This is a genomic window from Streptomyces sp. NPDC002817, assembly GCF_053592055.1.
Genome location: NZ_JBSFUY010000004.1, coordinates 125,767 through 148,671 on the forward strand (window position 1 = coordinate 125,767; position 22,905 = coordinate 148,671).

A 22,905-nucleotide genomic window follows, 5' to 3' on the forward strand; every position below is an offset into this window, starting at 1 on the left:
GCATCGCGCGCACCCACCCTCAGGCCCGCACGGCCTCCACCCGCTCAGGCAAGTGAGACGCAACCAGCCGTTCCCGCCCGCTCACCGGCACAACCACCCGCCGCCGATCCACGACAGCGGCGGCACCCGCCACCCCCAGCCCCAGCACCGCCAGCAACGCGCCCGCGACCGCCGGGGACGTCACCCCGAATCCCGCGGCCAAGGCGACCCCACCGATCCACGCACCCCCGGCGTTCGCCAGGTTGAAGGCAGCCTGGTTGGCGGAGGAAGCCAAGGACGGCGCCGACGAAGCCTTCTCCATGACCATCAGCTGAAGCGGCGACCCCGTGACGAAGGCGGCCACACCGAGCAGCACCACGGCCACCCCGGCACTCCACTGCGCACCCATCAGAACAGGGAACAGAGCCAGTACCACGACCAGCGAGACCAGCCCTCCGAACAACGTCCCCCGCATCGCGTGATCGGCCAGCCGCCCGCCGACCAGGTTCCCCACCGTCGCCCCGACCCCGAACAGTGCGAGCAGCAGCGTCACACTCCCGTCGGCGAACCCGGCGGAGTCGGTGAGCATCGGCGTGACGTAGCTGTACGCGGCGAACAGCGCCCCGAAGCCCGCGACGGTCGTACCGAGCGCCAGCCAGACGGGAAGCGACTTCAGCGCCGCGAGCTCCCCGCGCAGCCCGGCACCGGAGCCCGCGGCCACCCGGTCGTGCGGGATCAGCGAGGCCAGGGCCGCGATCGCGGCCAGCCCGATCGCGCTGACACCGAGGAACGTGGCCCGCCACCCGAGGTGCTGCCCCATGAGCGTGGCGACCGGCACGCCCGCGACGTTGGCGACGGTGAGACCGAGGAACATCAGGGACACGGACCGCGCCTTGCGCTCCGGCGCGACCATGCCCGTGGCGACGACCGCGCCGACACCGAAGAAGGCACCGTGCGGCAGGCCGCTCAGGAACCGGGCGGCAAGCAGCCAGTGGTAGTCGGGGGCGAACGCGGAGGCCGCGTTGCCGACGATGAACAGCGCCATCAGCCCGATCAGGACCGTACGACGGGACATCCGGGCGGTCACGGCGGCCAGCAGCGGGGCGCCGATCACGACGCCCAGGGCGTACGCCGAGACCAGGTGCCCGGCGGTGGGGATGGCTATGTGGAGATCGTCCGCGACCTCGGGCAGCAGCCCCATCATCACGAACTCGGTGGTGCCGATACCGAAGGCGCCGACGGCCAGGGCGAGCAGGGCCAGGGGCATGAAGTGCCTGTGCCTTTCAGGGGTAGTTCCGCAGTGCTTATGTTCACCTGCGGAACAAAGCCTCTCGGGCCCAGTATTCCATGCGGTCAGGAAGACGTGTCGACCTTCACACGGGCAGCCAGCGGAAGGTGGTCGCTCCCCGTCTCCGGCAGCGTCCACGAGCTCTCCGGCTCGACACCCTTCACCAGGATCTGGTCGATCCGCGCCATCGGGAACGACGCCGGCCAGCTGAACCCGAACCCACTGCCGGCCGCGCCCTGCGTGGAGCGCATCTGGGAGGTGACGGCGTTCAGGGCGCGGTCGTTCATCGTGCCGTTGAGGTCGCCGAGCAGCACGATCCGCTGCAACGGCTCGTCGGCGATGGCCTCACCGAGCGCGTCAGCGCTCTTGTCGCGCTGCCGGGCCGTGAACCCGGCCTCCATCTTCACCCGGACCGACGGCAGGTGGGCGACGTAGACCGCGAGCTGCCCCTCGGGCGTGGCCACCGTGGCGCGCATGGCGCGCGTCCAGCCCAGCTTGATGTCGACCGGCTTGACCCCGGTCAGCGGGTACTTGCTCCACAGCCCGACGGTGCCCTGCACCGAGTGGTACCTGTACGTCGCCGCCAGCGCCTTCTCGTACGTCGGCACCGCCCCCGCGGTCAGCTCCTCCAGCGCCACCACGTCCGCCCCGGACGCGGCCACGTCACGGGCGGTGCCGGACGGGTCGGGGTTGTCGGCGTTGACGTTGTGCGTGGCCACCGTGAGATCGCCGCCGGAGCCGGTCTTGTCGGTGAGCAGACCGCCGAAGAGGTTGAGCCAGACGATCGCCGGGAGCAGCACGGCGATCAGGGCGGTCACCGACTTGCGTACGACGCCGAGGACCAGCAGCACCGGCACGAAGAGGCCCAGCCAGGGCAGGAAGGTCTCGATCAGGCTGCCGAGGTTGCCGATGCGGTTGGGGATGCGCGAGTGCAGCAGCATCACCAGCGCGAGGACCACCGCCAGCGCGGCGACGACCAGGCCGCGGCGCCAGATTCTCGGGTCGCCGCGCCATCCGGTGAGCAGCCGGTCGAGCAGGCGCCGGAACCTGGAGCTCTGGCGCTCGGGTCCCGAGCCGCCGTTGTCCGTCTCCTCCATGTACGCCTGCTGCGCCATACCGCGTCGCCTCACTGCCCGCCGTGCATCCGTCCGTCCCCCCGTGCCTCAAGACCCTAGGGGATGATCGGTTCCGTTCTCGCCGTCCGATGACGGCCGTACCCGTACGAGCACGAACAAGTCGGCGCCGCCAGTTCCGTGCACGGACGCAGAAAGCGCCCTCTGTGACGAAACGCGCACAGTAGGGCTACGACGCAGTCGAACTGACGGTCGGTGAGCTGACGGGCCGTAGGTCCTCCGGGTCGAAGGGGCTCAGTCCCTCAAGGATCGTGTCGACGATCTGTTCGGACAGGCCGTCCGGGAGGTCGGCGTCGGGGCGCATGACGGAACGCAGCAACATGGGGCCGACGAAGATGTCGTTGAGCAGTTCTACGTCGACGTCCTCGCGCAGTTCGCCGTTGACCTGCCCTCGCCGCAGGACCTCCATCCCGAGCCTGCGCCGGGGCGCGATGACGAGGTTGTGGTACGCCTCCCAGAGCTTCGGACTGCTCTTCATCTGGGCGTGCACGTTGTGCAGGATCACCGAGGAACGGCTGACCAGTCCGCGCTGCCGCAGCGACTCCAGGAGGACGACGAGGTCGTCGCGCATGGAGGTGCCGGGGAGTTCGGGATCCGGGGGTTCGGCGCTGCGGACGACATCGACGAACAGCTCCTCCTTGCCGCTCCAGCGACGGTAGATCGTCGCCTTGCCGACACCGGCGGTACGGGCGATGCGCTCGATGGACAGCTCCGCGAGCGGCACCCCCTCCTCCAGCAGCTTCATCACGCCCTCGACGATGGCACGCTCCACGGCCTCGCTACGGGGCCGACCCCGCACGGGGCCCGCTTGCCGGGGCTGACCTTCGGCGAGGCTGCTCACGTCGCTGGATCCCTTCTGTGTCCTGGGACGATTGTCCCCCGCCGAAGACCGCACCGGGGAGCCGGCAAGCCTCGCACCTGCCGAACCCCCGGGACCACGACCGGGAACGACGCCCCGAAGAGGAGCCACCGCCGGCCGCACCCGGAACTCGCCGGGGCTGTGCGGGAGCCCCCACGGCGGTGCCTGAGAGCGGTACCGGGACGCCACCTGGGACCACACCCGGCGGACCACTGGGGACAGTGGCCGCATACCGATGAGGGCACGCCCCGACAAAACCCCCCGAGCTGCCAACGCCCACGCCCGGGACACCGCCAGAAGCCCGCCGCGACTGCGCCGGAATCCCAAGACGGCGCCTGAGAGCGGTACCGGGACGCGCCACCTGGGACCGCACCCGGCGGACCGCTGGGGACAGTGGCCGCATACCGGTGGGGGCACGCCCCGACGAAGCCCCCTGAGCTGCGCCCGCGCCCGGGACACCGCCGGAAGCCCGCCGGGCCTGCGCCGGAATCCCAAGACGGCGCCTGAGAGCGGTACCGGGACGCACCACCTGGGACCACACCCGGCGGACCACTGGGGACAGTGGCCGCATACCGGTGGGGGCACGCCCCGACGAAGCCCCCTGAGCTGCGCCCGCGCCCGGGACACCGCCGGAAGCCCGCCGGGCCTGCGCCGGAATCCCAAGACGGCGCCTGAGAGCGGTACCGGGGCGCCGCAGGGGACCGCACCCGGGCAGGCCCGCTATGGGCTGTAGCCCACTGCCGGTGGGGGGCACGCCCCGAGCCGCCGGACCGCGCCAGGCCGCTCCGCAAGCCACCAGGGGCTGCGCCGGAGTCGCTCCGGAAGGCGCTCCCCGCGGCCCGGCAGGGGTGCGCCCGCGACCCCGGTGCGAGGAGGGTCCGTGCGGCCCCGGCTCAGGAGTCGCCCGCGGCCCCGGTGCGGGATGCGTTCGCATGCCGTCTCCTACTCCGCCGCCACCAACTCCCGTCCCTCCTCGTCCTCCTGGGCGGTCGGCGGCTTGCCCGGCAGGAACACGGCGACCACGATCGCGCCGACCACCGCGACGCCGGCTCCCCACAGGGCGGTGACGTGCATGGCGTGGAGGAAGGCGTCGTGGGCGGGGACGATGAGCGCGTTGCCCTGGGGGCCGAGCTTGTCGGCGACGCCGAGGGTGGCCTCGATGGACTCACCCGCGGTGTGGCGCAGCCCGGCCGGGAGGAGGTCGAGCTTGTCCTCGATGCCGTTGCGGTACGCCGTGGACAGCACCGAGCCGAGGACGGCGATACCGAGGGCGCCGCCGACCTGGCGGAAGGTGTTGCTGAGGGCGGAGGCGGAACCGGCCTTCTCACGGGGCAGGGCCTGCATGATGACGACGCTCACCGGGGTCATGATGTGCGCCATGCCGGCACCCATCAGGAAGAACACGACCTCCAGGATCCAGATCGGCGTGTCCGCCTCGAACCCGGCGAACGCGGCGAGCGTCGCGGCGATGACGAGCAGTCCGGCCGTGGTGGTGGCCTTGTTGCCGAACCGGTCGACGACCAGCCGGGCCCGCGGCGCGAAGATCATCTGGGCGGCGGCCAGCGGCAGCATCAGCAGACCGGTCTCCAGCGGCGAGTACCCGCGCACGCTCTGTGTGTAGAACACCGAGAAGAAGGTCACGCCCATCAGCGCGAAGAAGACCAGCGCGATGGCGGCGATCGCGGCGGAGAAGACCTTGTTCTTGAAGTACGTCACGTCGATGGACGGATGACTGCTGCGCTTCTCGAAGACGACGAAGGCGACGAGTACGGCAAGACCCGCGCCGATCGTCGACAGCACCGTCGCGTCCGTGAAGTCCGCGAGCTGGCCGCCCTTGATGATGCCGTAGACCAGCAGGACCAGGCCCACGACGGACAGCACGACACCGATCGGGTCGATACGGCCGGGGTTCGGGTCCCGGGAGTCCGGCACGAGCCAGATCATCAGCGCGACGGCGATGATCACGATCGGCACGTTGATGAGGAAGACGGACCCCCACCAGAAGTGGTCCAGAAGCACACCGCCGGTGATCGGCCCGATGGCGATGGCGAGCCCGACACCACCGGCCCAGATACCGATGGCCTTGGGCTGCTCCTCGCGCTCGAAGACGTTCATGAGCACCGCGAGGGTGGCGGGCATCACGAAGGCGGCACCGAGACCCATCACCGCCCGGAACGCGATCAGCTCGGTCGGCGACCCGGCGGTGGCGGCGAGGGCGGACCCGAGACCGAAGACGGTCAGCCCGCCGAGGAGCACCCTCTTGCGTCCGAGCCGGTCTCCCAGCAGACCTGCGCTGAAGAGGAGCCCCGCGAAGACGAGGGTGTAGGCGTTGATCGCCCACTCCAGCTCGCTCTGGGTGGCGCCCAGGCCGGTGGGGGCGGGGGTGGAGATCGTCTTGATCGCGACGTTCAGGATCGAGTTGTCGAGCACCACGATCAACAGGCTCAGCATCAGCACGCCGAGGATCGCCCAGCGGCGCCGGTGCACGGCTTCCGGGATGCGGGAGCCGGGGAGGGCAGGGTCGGCAGGAGAAGTCATACGGTCGACCCTAGACCTATTTCGATACGGCACCGTCTCGTATTGGAATTCTTTTACGGAGACCTTAAGAAGAGCCCTAGGACCCCGGACTTACGTCGCTCGAGGCGTGACCCAAGTCCCCCGCCCCCCTCTGGCCGAGCGTGACACGAAGTGCCACCATGGAGGTGATCCGGGGACGCCGTAAGGGCGCCTCGAGATGACGTGTAAGGAGCAGTTCCATGACGCAGCTCTCGGCTGCCCAGACGAAGCCCTCCGACGGCAGCAAAGCGCTGTACGGGGGGAAGGGCACACGCCGTATCACTGTTCGCGACATCGCGCTCGCCAAGGAGCGGGGCGAGAAGTGGCCCATGCTCACCGCGTACGACGCGATGACCGCGTCCGTCTTCGACGAGGCCGGCATCCCGGTCATGCTCGTGGGCGACTCCGCGGGCAACTGCCACCTCGGATACGAGTCGACCGTGCCCGTCACCCTCGACGAGATGACGATGCTCTCGGCGGCCGTGGTCCGCGGCACCTCCCGTGCCCTGATCGTCGCCGACCTCCCCTTCGGCTCGTACCAGGAGGGCCCCGTACAGGCGCTCCGGTCCGCCACCCGGCTGATCAAGGACGCCGGGGCCGGCGCGGTCAAGCTGGAGGGCGGCGAGCGGTCGTACGAGCAGATCCGGCTGCTGGTCGAGGCCGGCATCCCGGTGATGGCACACATCGGTCTGACCCCGCAGTCCGTCAACGCCATGGGCTACCGCGTCCAGGGCCGTGGCGAGGAGGCGGCCGCGCAGCTGCTGCGCGACGCCAAGGCCGTACAGGACGCGGGCGCGTTCGCGGTCGTCCTCGAACTGGTCCCCGCCGAGCTGGCGGCCGAGGTGACCCGGTCCCTGCACATCCCGACCGTCGGCATCGGCGCCGGGGCGGAGACGGACGCGCAGGTCCTGGTGTGGACCGACATGCTGGGCCTCACCGCCGGCCGGGTCCCGAAGTTCGTGAAGAAGTACGCCGACCTGCGCGAGGTCATGGGCAACGCGGCGAAGGCGTTCGCGGAGGACGTGGTGGGAGGCACCTTCCCGCTGGAGGAGCACAGCGTCCACTAGAGCCACTGTGGCACCAGGGCAGCCCCGCCGATCTTCCCCCGCCGGCGGGGCTGCTGCCGTTTCCCTCGCCTCCGCCGCCCCTTCAACCCCGCTCCTCAAGCGCCGAGGGGCTGGATTTACTGACGCTGGTCCAGGTTTCCAGCCCGTCCGGCGTTTGGGGACGAGGCCCCTTCAGGGCCGAAGCGGGGGTCTGGGGGCGCAGACCTCAGGGACGGGACGGGTAGGGGCGGCGGGGGGCGAGAACCGCTTGTCGGGTGGCTGTCGGTGGTGTCGGTGACTTGTCGGTGGTCTGTCGGTCAGGGCTGACACCGTCATCCTCATGACGCGAATCGACAAGAACCCCAACGGCGCCGACATCGCCGTAACCGTGCGGGGGCTGGTGAAGCACTACGGCGACACCAAGGCGCTGGACGGTGTGGACCTGGATGTGCGGGAGGGGACCGTGATGGGGGTGCTCGGGCCCAACGGGGCCGGGAAGACCACCCTCGTCCGCATCCTGTCCACCCTTCTCGCCCCGAACGCCGGACAGGCCACCGTCGCCGGATACGACGTCGTACGGCAGCCCCGCCAGCTGCGGAGGGTCATCGGCCTCACCGGCCAGTACGCCTCCGTCGACGAGAAGCTCCCCGGCTGGGAGAACCTGTACATGATCGGGCGGCTGCTCGACCTGCCCCGCAAGGAGGCCCGCCGCAGGGCCGACGAACTGCTGGAGCGCTTCTCGCTCACCGAGGCAGCCAAGCGGCCGGCGAGCACGTACTCCGGCGGTATGCGGCGACGCCTCGACCTCGCCGCGTCCATGATCGGCCGGCCCGCCGTCCTCTTCCTCGACGAACCGACCACCGGCCTCGACCCCCGTACCCGCAACGAGGTGTGGGACGAGGTCAAGCGGATGGTCGGGGACGGGGTCACCGTCCTGCTCACCACGCAGTACATGGAGGAGGCCGAGCAGCTGGCCGACGAGCTCACCGTCGTCGACCGCGGCAAGGTCATCGCCGGCGGCGGCATCGAGGAGCTGAAGGCCAAGGTCGGCGGGCGGACCCTGCGGGTACGGCCCGTGGACCCGCTGCAGTTGCGGCCGCTCGCCTCCTACCTCGACGGCCTCGGCATCACCGGCCTCGCCACCACCACCGTGGACCCCGACGCCGGCTCCCTCCTGGTACCGATCCTCAGCGACGAGCAGCTGACCGCGGTGGTCGGCGCGGTCACCGCGCGCGGCGTCACGGTCTCCTCCATCACCACCGAACTCCCCAGCCTGGACGAGGTGTTCCTGTCCCTCACCGGCCACCGCGCGAGTGCTCCCCAGGACGCCGTGCCCGCCGACGACCGCGAGGAGGTCGCCGTATGAGCGCCGCCACCGTCACCACACCCGTCTCCGCCCCCGTCTCCGACGACGTCCGCATTCCGCTGCGCGGGCATCTGCGGCACACCAGCGCCCTCATCCGCCGCAATCTGCTCTGGATCCGCCAGGACCCGGAGTCGATGGCCGACGCGCTGCTGATGCCGGTCATCTTCACGCTGCTGTTCGTGTTCGTCTTCGGCGGCTCGATCGGGCAGGCGCTGGGCGGCGGGCAGGACCAGTACGTGCAGTACGTCATTCCCGGCATGATCGCGATGATGAGCATGACGCTCTCGCAGGGCGTCGGCACCGGCTTCAGCCAGGACTTCAACTCCGGTGTCATGGACCGCTTCCGGTCCCTGCCGATCGGACGCGGCTCGGTGCTCTTCGCGAAGATCTCCGTCGAACTGATGCGGATGCTGTTCGCGACCGCCGTGCTGATGATCGTGGCCGTCCTGGTCGGGTTCGACATCACCAACTGGACCGGACTGCTCGCCACCGTGGCCCTTTCCACGGCGTTCGCCTCGTCGATCATGTGGGTGTTCCTCACCCTGGGCGTGATCATGAAGAGCGCGCAGTCCGTGCAGGCGATGGGCTTCCTGGTGCTGTTCCCGCTCCAGTTCGGCTCGTCGATCTTCGCGCCGACCGGCTCCATGCCGGGCTGGCTGCAGGCCTTCACCGACTACAACCCGCTGTCCACGCTCGCGGACGCGGCGCGCGGACTGATGGTGGGCGGCCCGGTCGCCCACGACCTGTGGGTGACGCTCGCCTGGTCGGTGGCGATCACGGCGATCATGGCTCCGGTCGCGATCCACAAGTTCAAGACCAAGAGCTGACGTTCGCCTCGTCGGTGCGCGTCAGATCAGGGCGGTGGCCTCCGTGGGGGAGAGGCCGCCGCCCTCCGCGTGCGCCGCCTCGAACGCCTCGTCGCCGAGCGCGGCGCGCGCGTGGCGCTCGGCCCGGCCGTACGCCTCGCGTTCTATCGAAGTCGCGACATGGCCACGCGGCAGCATCGCGCGCGCGGTCCCGAGGACGCGGGCCGCGTCCCGGGGCCTGTTCGCGCCGTCGGGCACGGCCAGGGCGATCGCCGCGATCGACAGGTACAGCGGTCGCATGTACGGGGCGATGGCCTCGGACAGCGGGTCGTCGGCCTTCTCCAGAGCCCCCCGGGCCTTGTCCAGGCAGGCCTCGTAGCAGCCGTCGGCCGCCTCCAGCCAGGCCTCCGAGCCGAGGATGAACGCGTCGAATACGACGAAGTGGGCGATGTTGAACTCCTGGCGCAGCAGCCGCAGTTGCTCGCGCGCCTCCTGGGTCCGGCCGGTGAAGGAGAGATGCGCGGCGAGGAACATCCGAGCGGCGGGCAGGGCCCCGCTGACCCCGCCCTCCTGCTGGGCGATCACCTCGCGCAGGATCCGCTCGGCCCGCTCGCTCTGGCCCGCCTCCATGAGCGCGCTGCCGAGCCGGGCGCGGAGCACCGCGTTCTGGGCGCGGGCGCCGAGCCGGTCGGCCTGCTCCATGGCCGCCTCGTAGTCGGCGGCCGCGTCCAGCCAGGCGCCCGCGCGCTCCCGGGCCTCACCGCGCGCGGACAGTGCCTCCGCGGTGCCCCACGCGTCTCCCAGGGCCTGGAAGATCTCCAGCGCCTCGTCGGCGTCACGCGCCGCGTCGCCCGCCCAGTCCGCCCTGTTGGCAAGGATGTTGGCGCGGATCTGGAGGGTGCCGGCGAGCTCCCACTCGGTCCCGGGCGTCGCACGGCAGGTGCGGACGGCGGCGTCGAGGATCCCGGACAGCCGCTCCGCGCCGCCGCTCAGCATCACGGCGTAGAACCAGAGCATGCCCGGGGGACGACAGACCTGCGGCAGGCCGGGTTCGTAGACCTCGGTGATGATGCGCAGCTTCTCCTTGGCCTGCGGGGTCTCCCAGGCATCCAACTCCGTGTCCATGCAGGCCAGATGGGAGAGGTGGATACCGCGCCGGGCCTCGGTGAGGAGCTCGCCGGTCAGCGGCGGCGGGGCGTCGGTGCAGCGCTGGCGGACCGGGGCCGCGCGGTGCACCGGCTCGGTGAACGGGTCGGGGCCGAGGGTCATGATCTCGCTGTACCAGTTGCGGGCCTCGATACGGACGTCGCGCAGCTGCCAGTACCAGGCCAGCGACAGCCCCAGGCAGAGCGCCTCCTGCTCGTCGCGCTCGGCAATGGCGTGCCGCAGGGCCGTGCGCAGGTTCTCGTACTCGCGCTCCAGCCGTTCGACGGCGAGGAGTTGGCTCGGTCCGCGGAGCAACGGGTCGGTGGTGCGGGCGAGTTCGCGGTAGTACGTCAGATGCGCCCGCTCCGCCTCCCCGCGCCGGCCGGTCTCGTCGAGCCGCTCACCCGCGTACTCGGCGACGGTCTCGAGGAGCCGGTAGCGCATCTCGCCGCCCTCGCCCGAAGGCGCGGCGACGACCAGGGACTTGTCGACGAGCGAGCCCAGCGCCTCCAGCGCGACGGGACCGCACACGGCCTCGGCGGCGGCCAGGTCGCAGCCGCCGGCGAAGACCGACAGCCGCCGCAGCACATCTCGTTCGTCCTCGTCGAGCAGTTCCCAGGACCAGTCGACGACGGCCCGCAGGGTCTGCTGGCGGGGCAGGACGGTACGGCTGCCGGAGGTCAGCAGCCGGAAGCGGTCGTCGAGCCGGTCGGCGATCTGACGTGGCGTCAACATACGGAGCCGGGCCGCCGCGAGCTCGATGGCGAGGGGCAGTCCGTCCAGTCGCCGGCAGATCTCGGCACAGGCCGCGGCGGTCTCCTCGTCGGCCTCGACCCGGAACCCGGGCCGGGCCGCCGCGCCGCGATCGGCGAGCAGCCGCAAGGCGACGGGCTCGGGCAGCGGCTCCACGGGCCGCAGCAACTCCCCCGGTACGCCCAGGGGTTCACGACTGGTGGCCAGCACCGTCAGCTGCGGACAGCGCGCCAGCAGCTCCTCCACGAGCCGGGCGGCGGCGTCGACGACATGCTCGCAGTTGTCGAGGATCAGCAGCATCCGGCGCTTGCCGCAGTGCTCCGCGAGCCGCTCGACGGGGTCGGCGTGCCGCTCGTTCCCGGCCCGCATCGCCTCCGCGCCCGCGCCGTACAGCACGGTCTCCCGGGCGCCGACGGCGGTCAGCACGGCCTCCGGCACCCCGTCGGGATCGTCGACCGGAGCGAGCTCGGCCAGCCACACCCCGTCCCGCGCGGCGTACCGCACCGTCTCGGCCGCCTCCTGCGACAACCGCGTCTTCCCCGCGCCCCCGGGCCCGAGCAGGGTCACGAGCCGCGCCGCCGCGAGGTCGCCGCGGATCGCGTCGATGTCGGTCTCACGGCCGACGAAGGAGGTGAGGCGGGCTCGGAGGTTACCGAGGGGGACGGCCTCGGTGAAGGGAGCCCGCGAGTCCCGGTCGCTGTCGACGGCTGCTGCGGAAGCGGCCGGACCAGCCACGCCCGAGCCCCGCCCGCCCGACACCCCCGGTCGCAGCAACTCCCCGTGCAGCGCCCGAAGTTCCGGCCCGGGGTCCGCCCCCAACTGCTCGGCCAGCACGCGTCGTACGTCCTCGTAGGCCGCCAGCGCCTCGGCCGTGCGGCCCGCGTCGCGGAGGGCGCGCAGACGCAGGGACTGGAGGGGCTCGTCCAGCGGGTGGCTGTCGCACAGCGCGGTCAGTTCCGGGAGGGACTGGTCGGCGTGACCGAGGGCGAGGGCGGCGGTGTGGCGGGCGCGCAGGGCGTCCAGGCGCCGGGTCTCCCAGCGGGCCGCCTCCGCGGTGCGGTCGGGCAGGTCGGCGAGGGCGGGGCCGCGCCACAGGGCGAGGGCGTCGTCGAGGACACCGGCCGCCTTCGCGGGGTCGCCGTCGGCGAGCGCGCGCGTGCCCTCGCCGGTCAGCCGGTCGAAGCGGTGCAGGTCGATGTCGTCGGGCGCGGCGACGAGCCGGTAGCCGCCGTCCACGGAGGCGACCGCGTCCGCGCCGAGGGCCCGCCGCAGCCGGCCCACCAGCGCCTGCACCGCGCCCTGCGCGTCGACGGGCGGGTCGCCTTCCCACACCTCGTCGACCAGCAGGCTCACGGCGACCGTACGGCCGGGCCGCAGCGCGAGCACGGTCAGCAGCGCACGCAGCCGCGCGCCGCCGACGGGGAGCGGGGTGCCGTCGGGACGGAGTACCTGGGTGGTGCCGAGGATGCGATAGCGCACGGGGTCCATTGTCTCTGGTGGGTTCGGGGGCAGTCACGGGGATCGGGCGCGGGCGGGCGCCGTGTCGGTTCCGGCGGCCGACGGATCAGGTGGGCCGGCCCCGCACCGTACTGAACGTCTCCAGCAGGGCCGCCGGCGAGTGAGCGTCGACGGCCTCCGTCTCGGCGCCGGGCGATGTGTCCTCGGGCAGGCCGCTCGCCTCGCGTATGGCGTAGGACAGCCAGGAGTCCGTGTCCGGAACGTCGAGGGTGACCGCGACACCCGCGTCCGAACGTCGGCTCCGTTTTCCTGTCGCGCTCTCGGCCAACCGCTTCGGGCACCGGTCCACCGCCCGCAACCACCGCTCCTCCGGCACCGGCCACCACGTCTCCGAGTCCGGCGGCTGAACACACCCCTGTGTCAGCACCTGGAGCGCCCGCACCCGGCCTCGCACCTCGGGCAGCTCGGCGCCGTGCGTCGCGACCGTGAGCAGGCCGACCAGCCGGACACGCTCCCCCGAGCGCTGCCGCACGGCGACCTCCAGGCCGTCCTCGTCCCGCAGCACCCCGCCCTCCACCGGCTCCACGACCTTGGTCAGCTGATCGTGCCGACCCCCGCCCGATATCAGGCCGCTCTCACTCGACAGCAGCGGCCGGCTCACCTCGTCCCCCACCGAGAACGGTGTACCGCAGCACTCCATCTGCCAGTCCTCGTAGAACACATGCCAAAGCCCCATGGCCCCACCTTCTCCGGAACCGATGAGGTACCGCGAGACGTTTTCGTCGTACGCCCGGTACGGTCGGGCAGTCCCAGAGCGTGTACGAGAGTCGGGGGAACCCCATGACCACCACAGCCGCCCGCAACAGCGACCGGCGGATCAGCCCTGTCTTCGTGGGCATCCTGGCCGTCACCGCGGTGACCGGCTGGGCCACCTGGACCGGGTTCGCCGAGCAGCCCGGCGTGGCCGTGTTCCTGTTCGTGACGGCCGCCTGGATCGTGTCCCTGTGTCTGCACGAGTACGCCCACGCGCGTACCGCCCTGCACAGCGGTGACATCACCGTGGGCTCGAAGGGTTACCTCACGCTCAATCCTTTGAAGTACACCCATGCGCTGCTCAGCATCGTCCTCCCCGTCCTCTTCGTGATCATGGGCGGGATCGGTCTGCCGGGCGGGGCCGTCTTCATCGAGCGCGGCCGGATCCGGGGGCGCTGGAAGCACAGTCTGATCTCGGCGGCCGGGCCCCTCACCAATGTGCTGTTCGCGGTCGTGTGCACGGCCCCGTTCTGGCTGGACGCTCTCGACGGGGTGCCGGCGGACTTCCGGTTCGCGCTGGCCTTCCTCGCCCTGCTCCAGGTGACGGCCGCGATCCTGAACTTCCTGCCGATTCCGGGCCTGGACGGCTATGGCGTCATCGAGCCCTGGCTGTCGTACAAGATCAAGCGCCAGGTGGAGCCGTTCGCCCCGTTCGGCCTGCTGTTCGTCTTCGCGTTGCTGTGGGTGCCGGCGGTCAACAGCGCGTTCTTCGACGTGATCGACTCGATCCTGGCCTCGCTCGGCATCAGCGACTTCGAGACGTACTGCGGCCAGGACCTCTACCGCTTCTGGCAGACGAGCGACTTCTGCTCGGTCAGCGGGTGACGGACTTCTCCACCTTGGCGCGCTTCACGTAGTACCAGCACATGTTGCTGGACAGCCCCACGATCAGCACCCACACGATCCCCAGGAAGCTGCCCCGGGCGATGGACACGACCGCCGCCGCCACGGCGAGGAGACAGACGATCAGGGCGTAGAGGGCGAGGCGGGGCATGGGAGCGGCTCTCCTGTCGGGGGACACTGGTGACGTCGTCGTCCAGTGTCCCCCATCGGCTCATACGTCCGTGACGCGCAGACCCGCGTGCGCCTTGTACCGGCGGTTCACGGAGATCAGGTTGGCGACCAGCGACTCGACCTGGTGGGCGTTGCGCAGGCGCCCCGCGAAGATGCCGCGCATGCCGGGGATACGGCCGGCCAGGGCCTGGACGATCTCGACGTCGGCCCGTGCCTCGCCGAGGACCATCACGTCGGTGTCGATCTCGTCGATCTCCGGGTCCTCCAGGAGGACCGCCGAGAGGTGGTGGAAGGCGGCGGTGACCCGGGAGTCCGGCAGCAGGGCGGCGGCCTGCTGGGCGGCGCTGCCCTCCTCGGGCTTCAGGGCGTAGGCGCCCTGCTTGTCGAAGCCGAGCGGGTTGACGCAGTCGACGACCAGCTTTCCGGCCAGTTCCTCGCGCAGCGACTCCAGCGTCTTGCCGTGGCCGTCCCAGGGCACGGCGACGATCACGATGTCGCTGCGGCGGGCGGTCTCGGCGTTGTCGGCGCCCTCGACGCCGTGCCCGAGCTCGTCGGCGGCGGCCTGGGCGCGGTCGGCGGCGCGGGAGCCGATGATCACCTTCTGGCCGGCCTTGGCGAGCCGGTAGGCCAGGCCCTTGCCCTGGGGTCCGGTCCCGCCGAGCACGCCGACGACGAGCCCGGAGACGTCGGGAAGGTCCCAGGGGTCCTTCGCGGGGGCCTTCTGTGCACTGTCGGTAGAGGTCATGCGCCGACTTTACGTGCGCCCCGCGCACCCCGTCCGGTCAGGTGGGCCGCGTCACGGGCAACCGCCGGAGGACGATGTCGATGTGCCCCCGCCCCCGCAGAGGGCCGGCGGCCGTTCTCATGCCCGGTTCGGGCGAATTCGTGGTGAACTCCGGGTCACGGGTGGCGGCTTGCGGCAGGATGCGGCCGCATGGACGCCGTACGTGTCGCGTTGTTGCGCGAAGTGCTCGCCGGGACCGAGTGGTTGGGGGCGACCCGGAGGTTCGCCGGGGTGCTGCGCGGCTCGGTGGTGTCGCACGGCGGCGGTCTGCTGCTGGTCGGCACGCCGGAGTACGAGCCGTGGCATCTGGCGGCTCATCTGGTGGACGAGGCGGCCTGGTCGGGGACACCGGAGCTGGCGCCCACCCTCGTACGGCATGAGGCGCAGCCCTCGGATCCGGCCCATCTGGCCGTCGGTCTCGGACGGTTGGCGGCGGCGCGGCGCGGGGAGACGCTGCTGGTCGTGTCTCCGGCGGGCCCGGGCGTCCCACTCCTGGAGCGGGTGCACGACGCCCGTCGGGCCGGCGCGACGGTATTGGCGCTCGGCCCGGACGACGGCGACCTCGTGGCGATGGCTCACGAATCCCTGGCCGTCCCGAACGGCCCGGACCTCGACCTCGACACGGTCCAGCACCTGGTGAGCGCGGCAGCGGGCGAGGACGCCCTCCCGACCCCACGAACACGCCGCCGCTTCCGGGACCGGCTCTCCCGCCTGACGGACCACCTGACGGCCCCGCCGCCGGCGCGGTGGTAGGGCGGCGCGGGCTGGTCCGCAGGGTGGGGAAAGGTGATCGCCGACACGCAGCGCAAGGCCGTCACCGGCGTGGCACGAGTAGGCGGTCACGCCGCGGGACCGCCCCCGCACGGCGCGGGAGCCCGTCCCCGACGCAGAGCGCAGGGCCGTGGCCACCCCGGCACACCCCGGACCACCGGCCCGCAGCCCGCGGCCCGCGGCCCGCGGCCAGAGCCACGACGGACCTCGCCGACACCACGCCCGAGGTCGCAGGCCCGTGCGGCACTCGCTCCTCGCCCCTCGACTCCCCCGCCCCGAAATTCGCTTGCCCCCGCCCGCCGCCGCGGCCGACCATGACCCGTCGTGACCGACGACGACTCCGCTCCCCCTGTCTCGCCCCCTGTCTCGCCTCCTCCTTCCCGTCTCCGCTCCGTCCTGCCCGATCTCACCCCGTGGCGGGCCTCGGCGGACTTTCGGCGGCTGTGGGTGTCGGGGCTGGTCTCGAACTTCGGGAGCTTTCTGACGTTCGTCGCGCTGCCGGTGCAGATCAAGGAGCTGACGGAGTCCGCGGCGGCGGTGGGTGCGATCGGTGCGGTGGAGCTCGTTCCGCTGATCGTCTTCGGGTTGTACGGCGGTGCGCTGGCCGACGCCCTGGACAAGCGCGGGCTGATCATCTGGACCGAGGCCGGGCAGGGCCTGCTCAGCGCGGTGCTGCTGGTGAACGCGCTGATGCCGAACCCTGCGGTGTGGCCGCTGTACCTCGTCGCCGCCCTGTCCTCCGCGCTCGTCTCGGTCCAGCGGCCCGCGCTGGACTCGCTGTGGCCGCGGATCGTGGCTCATGAGCATCTGCCGGCCGCGGCCTCCCTCAACACGTTCCGCTGGACGGTCGGCGGGGTCGCGGGCCCCGCGGTGGCGGGTGTGGTGGTGGCGTACGCGGGGCTCGGCTGGGCCTATGCGGCGGATCTGGCCACCTTCGTGGTCTCGGTCGCGCTCATCATCCCGATCGCCTCCTCCCCGGCCGCGCACGAGGCGGCGAAGCCGTCGCTGAAGGCGATCGCCGAGGGCGCCCGGTACGCCTGGAGCCGCAAGGAGCTGCTCGGCACCTACGCGGTCGACCTGGCCGCGATGTTCCTGGCGATGCCGCTGGCGCTGCTGCCGTTCCTCGCGGACGAGCTGGACGCCGAGTGGGCGCTGGGTCTGATGTACGCGACGATCCCGCTCGGGGCGCTGCTGGTGAGTGTGACGAGTGGCTGGACGGCCCGGATCCACCGGCACGGCCGGATGGTGGTGTTGTCGGCCGCGTTGTGGGGCGTGGCGATCGCGGCGGCCGGAATCGTCGGCAATCTGTGGCTGGTGCTGCTGTTCCTGACGGTGGCGGGCGGCTGTGACATGGTCAGCGGGATCTTCCGCGGGGTCATGTGGAACCAGACGATCCCGGACGAGCTGCGGGGCCGGCTCGCCGGGATCGAGCTGCTGTCGTACTCCGTCGGTCCGACCCTGGGCCAGGTCAGGTCGGGCGGTTTCGCCGCGTGGTGGGGTGTGCGGGCGTCGGTGTGGTCGGGCGGTGTGCTGTGCGCCGGCGCGGTGGGCCTGCTGGCCCTGTGTCTGCCGAAGCTGATGACGTACGACGCGCGGACGGACGAGCACGCGGCGCGGGTGCGGAAGCAGCGGACCGCTGCCGCACCCACGGGCGCCTGATCAGTCGTCGTCGCTGCCGCGGGCCGAGGCGTCGTGCCACTTGGGGTCGTTCTCCCACTCGAGGTTGCGCTCGCGGGCGGTCTCCATCGCGTGCTCGGCCTCCTGTCGGGAGGCGTAGGGCCCGAAACGGTCCTTGCCGGGGCAGTCAGGACCCTCCTCGACCTTCTTGTGTTCCAGGCAGTAGTACCACTCGCCCGGCTTGCCGACCGTGCGCTTCTTGAACAGGGCCATGACCAGCTCCTCTCGCCACCGACATGTTCCCCCACAGCGGCTCGTTAGACTCGCTGGCATGTCTGGCCAGTCGCTGCTTGTACCAGGGGAGCTGTCCCCCACCCGTTCCGTGCCCGGAAACATCCGTCGTCCTGAGTACGTCGGCAAGCCGGGGCCGACGCCGTACACCGGACCGGAGGTGCAGACTCCGGAGACCGTCGAGGCGATGCGGATCGCCGGCCGGATCGCCGCGCAGGCGATGGCGGAGGCGGCGAAGCTGATCGCCCCCGGTGTGACCACCGACGAGCTGGACAAGGTGGCGCACGACTACATGTGCGACTACGGCGCCTACCCGTCGACGCTCGGCTACCGCGGCTTCCCCAAGTCGTTGTGCACCAGTGTCAACGAGGTGATCTGCCACGGGATCCCGGACTCGACGGTGCTGCGGGACGGCGACATCGTCAATCTCGATGTGACGGCGTACATCGGCGGGGTGCACGGCGACAACAACGCGACGTACCTGGTCGGGGATGTCGACGAGGAGAGCCGGCTGCTGGTCGAGCGGACGCGTGAGTCGCTGGAGCGCGCGATCAAGGCGGTCCGGCCGGGGCGCCAGATCAACATCATCGGCCGGGTCATCGAATCGTACGCCAAGCGCTTCGGATACGGGGTGGTGCGGGACTTCACGGGGCACGGGATCAACTCGTCGTTCCACTCCGGGCTGATCATTCCGCACTACGACAGTCCGCACGCGACGACGGTCATCCAGCCCGGCATGACCTTCACGATCGAGCCGATGCTGACGCTCGGGACGCACGAGTACGACATGTGGGACGACGGCTGGACGGTCGTCACGAAGGACCGCAAGCGCACGGCGCAGTTCGAGCACACGCTGGTGGTGACGGAGAGCGGTGCCGAGATCCTGACGCTGCCGTAGCAGGCCCGTGGACCCGTCCCCTGCTGGGGGCGGGTCTTTTCTTGTACGCTTTTACCGACAGGGCGTCGGCAAACCTATTGACTTAGGCAAGCCTTACCTTAGAGGATGCACTGCATGGACTCCTTCTCGACAGTCATCCGCACCGCGTCCCATGAGCAGCACGTGGAGGCGGAGACCTCGTCGTTCATGAGCGACCTGCTCGGCGGCAGGCTGGGCGTGGACGCGTACGCGCGGTACACCGAGCAGCTGTGGTTCGTGTACGAGGCGATGGAGAGCGGGGCCGAGCGGCTCGCCGCGGACCCGGTGACCGGACCCTTCATCCAGCCCGAGCTGTACCGGCTGGGCGCGCTGGAGCGGGACCTGGAGCACCTGCGGGGCGCCGGCTGGCGTACGGGGCTGACCGCGCTGCCGGCCACGCAGGCCTATGCGGACCGGGTGCGGGAGTGCGCCACCGAGTGGCCGGCCGGGTACATCGCCCACCACTACACGCGCTACCTCGGCGACCTCTCCGGCGGCCAGATCATCCGCGACAAGGCGGAGCGGACGTGGGGCTTCGAGCGCAAGGGTGACGGAGTGCGCTTCTACGTCTTCGAGGGGATCGCCAACCCCGCCGCGTTCAAGCGGGGCTACCGGGAGCTGCTGGACGGGGTGCGGGCCGACGACCTGGAGAAGCAGCGGATCGTGACGGAGTGCAAGAAGGCGTTCGCGCTGAACACGGCGGTCTTCCGCGCCCTCGGTGAGGAGTTCCCCCTGAGCGCCTAGCGCTCCGGCTGGCGCTCCAGGACGACCCTGCCGCCGATCTCCACCCAGCCGCCGGGCTGGGGAGCGGTGAGGATCTGCGAGCCCGCGCCCTGGGTGATGTTCAGGGCGCGGCCCAGCCGTTCCGTGAGCAGGAGGGCGGCGGCGCCCGTCGCCTCGTCCTCGTCGATCCCGTCGTCACGGCCGGGGAACGCCCGCGCGCGCACCCGCCCCGCGGGCTCGTCCTCCCAGGCCCAGGCGTAGATCCACTCCCCCTTCGGCGGCACGTCCAGGTCGTCGACCTCGGCGGCCGTCGCGTACTGCCTGAGCGTCCGCGGCGGCGCCCACTCCGCCCGCGCCTCGATCCAGCTGAACTCGCCGTCGAGCCGGGCGCCCACGACGCCGGCCGGGGTGACCAGCTCCGGCACGTCGAGCAGCCATGCCGTGCCGACACAGGGGTGGCCGGCGAAGGGCAGCCGCAGCGTCGGCGTGTAGATGTCGATGACCCCGCGCTCCGGGTCGTCCACGAACACGGTCTCGCTGAACCCGAGCTTCCCGGCGAACAGTTGCCGCTCCTCGCGGTCCGGCATCACGGATCCCTCGCGTATGACGCCGAGTTCATTGCCGTATCCGCCGTTCGGCGCGCAGAAGACGCGCAGTACGTCGTAGTCAGTCACGGGGGAATTGAAGCATCGCGCGGCCGGCGAGGTCGTCCCAGGCCCTGGCTCCGCCGGGCAGGGGCCAGAAGTCGGTGGGGGGCATGCCGTACGGAAGCGAGGCGATCAGCTCGGCGTACCCCCGCTCCATGGCGGCCCGTTGGCGTGCGTGGCCCGGATCGTCGGGGCGCGCCGCCGGCTGCCGCAGGCGGTTCTCGTGGTCGCGGGTCGCGTCCTCGGCCACCCGCCGCCACACGTCCTCGTCGGGCACCCGGTTGAGCAGCACGCACTCCGGCGTCCGACCCTCCGCCAGCGCGGCCACCGCCCGGTCGTGGCCGTCCAGGATCACACAGCCGTCCAGGAAGGCCACCGACCACAGCAGGACGGGCGCGAGCGTTCCCTCCCGGGCGTGTTTGCGGTACGCCTTCACCCGCCCGGCATCCGGTGGCGAGAGGCGGCGGAGCGGGAGAACGCCGTTCCAGCCCCCACCGCAGTACAGCTCCAACCAGCCGCCCGGCCAGACCTTCACGAACTCCTCGGTCCAGACGTGCGGCGGGAACTCGGTCTGCAGGGCCAGCTCCCAGCGTCCGTCCAGCAACGGGGTGCCGTCCGCGTCCTCCAGCCAACGTGCGTACCGGTGCGGCCAGTTGACGTTCGACCGCAGGTCCGCCGAGCGCAGCGGCGGCAGCGGGGAGCGGTAACCGTCGAGGCGGTGCAGGTGCAGATCCCGGCAGCAGTGCCGACCCACCGTGCGGCCGAGCAGCACGGGTTGCTCGCCCTGCCGCAGCAGTATCCGGCCGTCGCCCGTCGTCTCGAAGCGCAACGCCGGCGGGCCGGGGCGGTCCGATACGTTCAGTACCAGCCGCCCCGGCCCCAGCAGTTCCCTGTGTCCCCTGTTCACGGGGACAGTTCTACGCCTCGGTACGGCGCCTGCGCATCGCGAATACGACACCCGCGGCCGCCGCGCCCAACGTGCCCACCGGGAGGTCCGAACCGGTGTCGGCCAGGCCGCCCGTCGTCGAGCCGGTCGTGCCGCCGGTCAGGGAGTAACTCCCCTTGGCGATGGGGCCGGTGACATAGCCCTGGAAGGACGCCTTGATGCCCCAGTCGAGCCGGCCGCCCTGCGCGGTACGGCTCGCGGCGTGTGCGGAGGTCGCCGGGAGCACGGCTCCCAGAACGGCCAGGCACAGCGCGGCGACGCCGACGTACAGGCGCGGTCGCAGGGGTGGGGACATGGTCGGCCTCCGGGCACCGTCAAGATTCCGCCAGCATCCGATGACTTCCAGCCAGGCAAGGTAAGGCTAACCTAAACTCAAATGGCCTCCGATCGGTAGACCCGGAAGCGGACACAGCCGATCCACGGAAAGAAGGCGCACGTCGGACGGGCGCGGAGAGGAAGGCCCTGCGGTGCGACGCGTACGCACACGACCGGCAGGCGCACTGCCGGCGGGTGCACTGCCGGCGGTACTCGCTCTGACGACGGCCGGGATGGACCGCGGAGTCGTCTCGGTCGAGGACGGGGTTCTCCTCAACTACGGGCCGCGCACCGACCAGGTGCCCAAGTCGGTCGCGGAGCAGTTGCACAAGAAGGACGGTGAGGCGTGACCGTACTGGAGAAGACCGCGGCACAGGCGGGCGGCACGGCGGAATCCCCGCCACGAGGACGGCGTTCGGCCGCGTGGCTGATGACCGTCGGGCTGGTCGTGGGGCTGCTCGCCCTCGTGCCGGTCGCGGCCGGTGTCGGGGCCTATCCGATCCCCGTCGGGGATGTCCTCGGCTCCGTCCAGCACAAAGTCGGGCTCGGGGGCGGTGAGTTGGACCGGGTCGCCGAGTCGGTGCTGTGGAACGTGCGGTTCCCGCGGATCGTGCTCGCGCTGCTCGTCGGGGCCTCGCTCGGGTGTGCGGGCGCGTTGATGCAGGGCGTGTTCGGCAATCCGCTCGCCGAGCCGGGGGTCATCGGTGTCTCCTCGGGGGCGGCGGTGGGGGCGGTCGCGGCGATCGCGTTCGGGATCGACTTCCTCGGTACCTGGACGGTTTCGGCGTTCGCGTTCGTCGCGGGGCTCGGGACGGTGCTGCTGGTGTACGCGATGTCGCGGTCCGGGGGGCGTACGGAGGTCGTGACGCTGATTCTCACGGGGATCGCGGTGAACGCGTTCGCGGGGGCGGTGATCGGGTTGTTCCTGTTCTTCGCGGACACCGCGGCCGTCAACCAGATCACGTTCTGGCAGCTGGGGTCGTTGGCGCAGGCTACGTGGCCGAAGGTGCTCGCGGTGCTGCCGTGCGCGGTGCTCGGGCTGGCCGTGGCGCCTTTGTACGCGCGACGGTTGGACCTGCTGTCCCTCGGTGAGCGGCCGGCTCGGCATCTGGGGTTGGACGTCGAGCGGTTGCGGATCGTTCTGGTGCTGGTGATCGCGTTGCTGACGGCGGCGGCGGTGAGTGTGTCCGGGATCATCAGCTTCGTGGGGCTGGTGGTGCCGCATCTGCTGCGGATGGTGGCGGGGGCCGGGCATCGGTTCCTGGTGCCGGGGAGTGCGTTGGCGGGGGCGCTGGTGTTGTTGGCGGCGGATCTCGCTGCGCGGACGGTCGCGGTGCCGGCGGAGTTGCCGCTGGGCGTGTTGACGGCGTTGCTGGGCAGCCCCTTCTTCTTCTGGCTGCTGCGTCGGACGCGGCGCAAGCAGGGGGGATGGGCCTAGGGGTTGTGCGGCGGGTGCGGATGGGTGGGGCCTGGTCGCACAGTTCCCCGCACCCCTGGGGGAGTTGGACTCACCGCCCGACATCAGACTCAGCCCCTTCCGCTGTACGGCGGGTGCGGGCGAGTGGGGCCTGGTCGCGCAGTTACCCGCACCCCTGGGGGAGTTGGACTCACCGCCCGACATCAGACTCAGCCCCTTCCGCTGTACGGCGGGTGCGGGCGAGTGGGGCCTGGTCGCGCA

20 protein-coding genes and 2 pseudogenes are annotated in these 22,905 nt (G+C 71.4%); 10 read left to right on the plus strand and 12 right to left on the minus strand.

The features are described from left to right. Nucleotides 1-19: 19 nt before the first annotated feature. The 4 genes from ACWD3I_RS09515 to ACWD3I_RS09530 form a co-directional block, all read right to left on the minus strand. Nucleotides 20-1,246, minus strand: coding sequence for an MFS transporter (locus ACWD3I_RS09515; protein ID WP_365401690.1), 1,227 nt, complete (start codon nucleotides 1,244-1,246; stop codon nucleotides 20-22). Between the two features lie 86 nt (nucleotides 1,247-1,332). Then, complete coding sequence (locus ACWD3I_RS09520) at nucleotides 1,333-2,382, minus strand: endonuclease/exonuclease/phosphatase family protein (RefSeq protein WP_365401693.1); 1,050 nt, start codon at nucleotides 2,380-2,382, stop codon at nucleotides 1,333-1,335. Between the two features lie 187 nt (nucleotides 2,383-2,569). After that, nucleotides 2,570-3,241 carry a TetR/AcrR family transcriptional regulator gene (locus ACWD3I_RS09525; protein ID WP_365401696.1) on the minus strand — a complete coding sequence of 224 codons (672 nt, stop codon included), beginning with the start codon at nucleotides 3,239-3,241 and terminating at the stop codon, nucleotides 2,570-2,572. Between the two features lie 960 nt (nucleotides 3,242-4,201). Then, nucleotides 4,202-5,797, minus strand: coding sequence for an MFS transporter (locus ACWD3I_RS09530; protein WP_365401699.1), 1,596 nt, complete (start codon nucleotides 5,795-5,797; stop codon nucleotides 4,202-4,204). Between the two features lie 218 nt (nucleotides 5,798-6,015). On the opposite strand from ACWD3I_RS09530, the gene panB reads away from it, so the two are divergent. The 3 genes from panB (at nucleotide 6,016) to ACWD3I_RS09545 (ending at nucleotide 9,054) form a co-directional block, all read left to right on the plus strand. Next, complete coding sequence (gene panB, locus ACWD3I_RS09535) at nucleotides 6,016-6,882, plus strand: 3-methyl-2-oxobutanoate hydroxymethyltransferase (protein WP_266893313.1); 867 nt, start codon at nucleotides 6,016-6,018, stop codon at nucleotides 6,880-6,882. Nucleotides 6,883-7,201: 319 nt separating this feature from the next. Beyond that, entirely contained in the window at nucleotides 7,202-8,227 is a 1,026-nt protein-coding gene (locus ACWD3I_RS09540) for an ATP-binding cassette domain-containing protein (RefSeq protein WP_365401703.1), read from the plus strand. Continuing rightward, nucleotides 8,224-9,054 carry an ABC transporter permease gene (locus tag ACWD3I_RS09545; protein WP_365401706.1) on the plus strand — a complete coding sequence of 277 codons (831 nt, stop codon included), beginning with the start codon at nucleotides 8,224-8,226 and terminating at the stop codon, nucleotides 9,052-9,054. Before ACWD3I_RS09540 ends, ACWD3I_RS09545 begins: the two co-directional genes overlap by 4 nt. Before the next feature lie 21 nt (nucleotides 9,055-9,075). On the opposite strand, the gene ACWD3I_RS09550 is transcribed toward ACWD3I_RS09545, so the two are convergent. Both ACWD3I_RS09550 and ACWD3I_RS09555 read right to left on the minus strand, forming a co-directional pair. Beyond that, a complete protein-coding gene (locus ACWD3I_RS09550) occupies nucleotides 9,076-12,420 on the minus strand; it encodes an AfsR/SARP family transcriptional regulator (protein WP_365401709.1) in 3,345 nt (1,114 codons plus the stop codon). Nucleotides 12,421-12,496: 76 nt separating this feature from the next. Continuing rightward, complete coding sequence (locus tag ACWD3I_RS09555; RefSeq protein ID WP_365401712.1) at nucleotides 12,497-13,126, minus strand: DUF6578 domain-containing protein; 630 nt, start codon at nucleotides 13,124-13,126, stop codon at nucleotides 12,497-12,499. 104 nt (nucleotides 13,127-13,230) lie between these two features. Between ACWD3I_RS09555 and ACWD3I_RS09560 the strand changes: the two genes are divergently transcribed. Further along, nucleotides 13,231-14,028, plus strand: a complete 798-nt coding sequence (locus tag ACWD3I_RS09560) for a site-2 protease family protein (RefSeq protein ID WP_365401715.1) — start codon at nucleotides 13,231-13,233, stop codon at nucleotides 14,026-14,028. Here ACWD3I_RS09560 and ACWD3I_RS09565 read toward each other — a convergent pair. Both ACWD3I_RS09565 and npdG read right to left on the minus strand, forming a co-directional pair. Continuing rightward, a complete protein-coding gene (locus tag ACWD3I_RS09565) occupies nucleotides 14,018-14,197 on the minus strand; it encodes a hypothetical protein (protein WP_365401718.1) in 180 nt (59 codons plus the stop codon). The genes ACWD3I_RS09560 and ACWD3I_RS09565 overlap by 11 nt on opposite strands. Nucleotides 14,198-14,257: 60 nt before the next feature. Further along, on the minus strand, nucleotides 14,258-14,962 hold the full coding sequence (npdG, locus tag ACWD3I_RS09570) for an NADPH-dependent F420 reductase (RefSeq protein WP_327716735.1): 705 nt from the start codon (nucleotides 14,960-14,962) through the stop codon (nucleotides 14,258-14,260). 189 nt (nucleotides 14,963-15,151) lie between these two features. Between npdG and ACWD3I_RS09575 the strand changes: the two genes are divergently transcribed. Together ACWD3I_RS09575 and ACWD3I_RS09580 are read left to right on the plus strand one after the other, a co-directional pair. Continuing rightward, on the plus strand, nucleotides 15,152-15,754 hold the full coding sequence (locus ACWD3I_RS09575) for a hypothetical protein (RefSeq protein WP_365401721.1): 603 nt from the start codon (nucleotides 15,152-15,154) through the stop codon (nucleotides 15,752-15,754). A 342-nt stretch (nucleotides 15,755-16,096) separates the two neighbouring features. After that, entirely contained in the window at nucleotides 16,097-17,431 is a 1,335-nt protein-coding gene (locus ACWD3I_RS09580) for an MFS transporter (RefSeq protein WP_365401724.1), read from the plus strand. Here ACWD3I_RS09580 and ACWD3I_RS09585 read toward each other — a convergent pair whose 3' ends face one another. After that, nucleotides 17,432-17,662 carry a hypothetical protein gene (locus tag ACWD3I_RS09585; protein WP_266893297.1) on the minus strand — a complete coding sequence of 77 codons (231 nt, stop codon included), beginning with the start codon at nucleotides 17,660-17,662 and terminating at the stop codon, nucleotides 17,432-17,434. It abuts the gene before it with no gap. A gap of 58 nt (nucleotides 17,663-17,720) precedes the next feature. Here ACWD3I_RS09585 and map point away from each other — a divergent pair, with 58 nt between their 5' ends. Both map and ACWD3I_RS09595 read left to right on the plus strand, forming a co-directional pair. After that, the gene (gene map, locus ACWD3I_RS09590) at nucleotides 17,721-18,578 is read left to right on the plus strand and encodes a type I methionyl aminopeptidase (protein ID WP_267016098.1); all 858 of its coding nucleotides are present in this window, start codon (nucleotides 17,721-17,723) and stop codon (nucleotides 18,576-18,578) included. Between the two features lie 114 nt (nucleotides 18,579-18,692). Next, nucleotides 18,693-19,340, plus strand: a complete 648-nt coding sequence (locus ACWD3I_RS09595) for a biliverdin-producing heme oxygenase (protein ID WP_365401727.1) — start codon at nucleotides 18,693-18,695, stop codon at nucleotides 19,338-19,340. Here ACWD3I_RS09595 and ACWD3I_RS09600 read toward each other — a convergent pair. The 3 genes and pseudogenes from ACWD3I_RS09600 to ACWD3I_RS09610 all read right to left on the minus strand — a co-directional run. After that, a complete protein-coding gene (locus ACWD3I_RS09600; RefSeq protein ID WP_365401730.1) occupies nucleotides 19,337-19,993 on the minus strand; it encodes a PhzF family phenazine biosynthesis protein in 657 nt (218 codons plus the stop codon). The genes ACWD3I_RS09595 and ACWD3I_RS09600 overlap by 4 nt on opposite strands. Next, entirely contained in the window at nucleotides 19,986-20,873 is an 888-nt protein-coding gene (locus ACWD3I_RS09605) for a hypothetical protein (RefSeq protein ID WP_365401733.1), read from the minus strand. The genes ACWD3I_RS09600 and ACWD3I_RS09605 overlap by 8 nt, the downstream gene beginning before the upstream one ends. 106 nt (nucleotides 20,874-20,979) lie before the next feature. Continuing rightward, a pseudogene (locus ACWD3I_RS09610) lies at nucleotides 20,980-21,207 on the minus strand (HtaA domain-containing protein); the annotation flags it as partial. A gap of 232 nt (nucleotides 21,208-21,439) precedes the next feature. Between ACWD3I_RS09610 and ACWD3I_RS09615 the strand changes: the two are divergent. Together ACWD3I_RS09615 and ACWD3I_RS09620 are read left to right on the plus strand one after the other, a co-directional pair. Continuing rightward, nucleotides 21,440-21,577: pseudogene (locus ACWD3I_RS09615) on the plus strand (ABC transporter substrate-binding protein); the annotation flags it as partial. Nucleotides 21,578-21,657: 80 nt separating this feature from the next. Continuing rightward, a complete protein-coding gene (locus ACWD3I_RS09620; protein ID WP_365401739.1) occupies nucleotides 21,658-22,665 on the plus strand; it encodes a FecCD family ABC transporter permease in 1,008 nt (335 codons plus the stop codon). Nucleotides 22,666-22,905: the final 240 nt, after the last annotated feature.